The organism is Zhongshania sp. (assembly GCF_041623545.1).
GTDB lineage: Bacteria > Pseudomonadota > Gammaproteobacteria > Pseudomonadales > Spongiibacteraceae > Spongiibacter.
This window is the reverse complement of record NZ_JBFJWS010000385.1, coordinates 1-2,615: the sequence shown is the minus strand read 5'-3', so window position 1 is coordinate 2,615 and position 2,615 is coordinate 1. Positions and strand designations below refer to the sequence as shown.

The following is a 2,615-nucleotide window of genomic DNA, read 5'->3' as shown; positions in this document are numbered from 1 at the left end:
GGCGCGAGACACCACGTTTAGCCGGCTGAATCCGCCTTGTAGTAACACCTGCACTTTCTCTTCGATGTCCTGCTGAATTTCAGGACCATTGTTCATCAGCTTGCTGGCTTGCTGAGCCAGCTGCGCAATAAAATCGGGTTTAGCCATTTGTTGTTACCTCGTTGAGGGGATAAGTGTATCGTTTATTGGTGGCACTGGGCTAGCCAGACGTCTGACGTCTGACGTGGGAAGCGTCTCCCACTAGCTCGCCTAATTATGGTGCGCTTTTGGCTGCAATCAGATCCGATTTAGCGCAGCACTAATAAAAATGCACAGCGATGGTACAGATATTGCTCCCAGCTAATGTAATACGTCGAGCCTTTAACCGTTCGGCAACCGTAGAAATTTACTTTTACTAATAAGGAATTGCTGTTGACGGCCATAGCCCCCGTAAGCACTGCCCCTGCCGCGTCGAGCCCTACCTTGCCAGCGACTAAGTCGTGGCCGGCGGCGATTGAGCTTGGCCTGCGTGCTAGCGAAAATCGCACAGATTTGGTGCGTATTTCCCATAAGGGTCCTTTGCGGGTGCAGCGGCCATTTTACCCTGAAGGCGATTGCTGCCATGTGTACCTCCTGCACCCTCCGGGAGGCATGGTGGCGGGGGATACTTTGCGAGTGGCGGTAAGTTTAGGGGCGGGTGCGCAAGCACTGCTCACAACGCCGTCGGCGGGTAAGGTGTATCGCAGTGATTTAGCGAAAACCGCTCAGTGCCAAGGGGTGAGTGCAGAAGTGGCCGACGGCGCTTGCTTAGAATGGCTACCCCAAGAAACTATTGTATTTGAAGGCGCTGAAGCAGAGTTGAGCAATCAGTTCACGCTGCAGGGCGACGCCCGTTTATGTGCTTGGGATATTGTAGTGCTGGGGCGTCGCGCCAGTGGCGAAGGTTTTGCGCGGGGGCGTTGTCGACAAAAAATTGAGATCAGTCGTGACGATAAGCCGCTATTAGTTGAACGCACCGAGTGGCTGGGTGGAAGTGCAATGTTGAACGCGCCTTGGGGCATGGGCGGCGCCTCGGTCAGCGGCAGTTTTTTTGCGACAATGATTTGCGATCAGGCCACTATGGATAGCTTGCGGGAAGGTCTTGTGGCGCTGGCCAAGCAGAGTGGCTGGCTGGCAGCCGAGTGGGGTTTATCGCAAAAGCGCGATATTTTTATGGCCCGTTATATGGGGGATTCCCCCGAGCAATGTCGCAAGGGTTTTGCTTGGCTGTGGTCGCAGCTTCGGCCGCAGTTTAATGGGCGCACCGCTTGCTCCCCGCGAATTTGGAATACCTAATTAAGATCAAAATTAATTGAAAACAGGATTTTACCGCCATGGAATTGAGTCCGAGAGATAAAGATAAATTACTGCTATTTACCGCCGCTTTATTGGCTGAGCGCCGCATGGCCAAGGGCTTAAAGTTAAATTACCCCGAGTCTATCGCACTGATTTCAGCGGCAGTCATGGAGGGCGCCAGAGAGGGTCGCACGGTAGCCGAGATGATGACGGCTGGTCGTGAAGTGCTGACCCGCGACGATGTGATGGACGGCATTGCCGAGATGATTCACGAGGTGCAGGTTGAAGCGACCTTCCCCGACGGCACCAAGCTCGTTACCGTCCACAACCCCATCGTATAAACAGGCATAACGGAGTATTTATGATTCCTGGAGAATTAATTGCAGCCAAGGGCGAAATAAGCCTGAATGCCGACCGCGAAACCTGCGTGATTGATGTTGCCAATAGCGGCGATCGGCCGATTCAAGTTGGCTCCCATTACCATTTTTTTGAAACCAATCCCGCGCTGATTTTTGATCGGGCGGCCAGTCGCGGTTTTCGTTTGAATATTGCGGCGGGTACGGCGGTGCGTTTTGAGCCGGGCCAGAGTCGGCAAGTTGAGTTGGTCGCGCTGGCAGGCAAGCGCGAAGTATACGGTTTTCGTGGCGATGTGATGGGCGCCCTCGACAAGCAAGGAGCATAAATAGATGGCTACGATAGATCGTCGCGCCTACGCGGATATGTACGGTCCAACGGTAGGCGACCGCCTGCGTTTGGCGGATACCGAATTGTGGATCTCCGTTGAAAAAGACTTCACCACCTACGGCGAAGAAGTAAAGTTTGGCGGCGGCAAGGTCATCCGCGACGGCATGGGGCAGAGCCAATTAGCGGGTGCCCACACCCCAGATACGGTGATAACCAATACCTTGATTCTGGATCACTGGGGTGTGGTCAAAGCCGACGTCGCTATTAAGGCCGGGCGCATTTGCGCTATCGGTAAAGCCGGTAATCCCGATATTCAGCCCAATGTCGATATTATTGTCGGCCCCGGAACCGAGGTGATTGCCGGTGAAGGTCAGATCTTAACCGCCGGTGCCATCGATTCGCACATCCACTTTATTTGCCCTCAGCAAATTGAAGAAGCCTTAATGAGCGGCGTGACCACCATGATTGGCGGCGGCACCGGCCCCGCGACGGGCACCAACGCCACCACCTGTACGCCGGGGGCGTGGCATATGGGTAAGATGCTACAAGCGGCTGAGAGCTTTCCCATGAATTTGGGGTTTTTGGGCAAGGGCAATGCCAGCTTGCCAGAGTCGCTG

5 protein-coding genes are annotated in these 2,615 nt (G+C 54.5%); 4 read left to right on the top strand and 1 reads right to left on the bottom strand.

Features of this window, described 5'->3' with window-relative positions; genetic code table 11:
* Positions 1 to 147: accessory factor UbiK family protein (locus tag ABYT30_RS18275; protein WP_373097941.1), on the bottom strand; the 147-nt coding region annotated here is incomplete at its 3' end.
* Between the two features lie 264 nt (positions 148 to 411).
* Here ABYT30_RS18275 and ABYT30_RS18270 point away from each other — a divergent pair.
* The 4 genes from ABYT30_RS18270 to ABYT30_RS18255 form a co-directional block, all read left to right on the top strand.
* Positions 412 to 1,314, top strand: a complete 903-nt coding sequence (locus tag ABYT30_RS18270; RefSeq protein WP_373097939.1) for an urease accessory protein UreD — start codon at positions 412 to 414, stop codon at positions 1,312 to 1,314.
* 38 nt (positions 1,315 to 1,352) lie between these two features.
* Positions 1,353 to 1,655 (top strand): urease subunit gamma, encoded by a 303-nt coding sequence (gene ureA, locus ABYT30_RS18265; protein WP_373080499.1) that lies wholly within the window; start codon positions 1,353 to 1,355, stop codon positions 1,653 to 1,655.
* A gap of 20 nt (positions 1,656 to 1,675) precedes the next feature.
* The gene (locus ABYT30_RS18260) at positions 1,676 to 1,996 is read left to right on the top strand and encodes an urease subunit beta (protein ID WP_373080502.1); all 321 of its coding nucleotides are present in this window, start codon (positions 1,676 to 1,678) and stop codon (positions 1,994 to 1,996) included.
* A 4-nt stretch (positions 1,997 to 2,000) separates the two neighbouring features.
* The coding region (locus ABYT30_RS18255) for an urease subunit alpha (RefSeq protein ID WP_373097937.1) at positions 2,001 to 2,615 on the top strand (615 nt) is incomplete at its 3' end.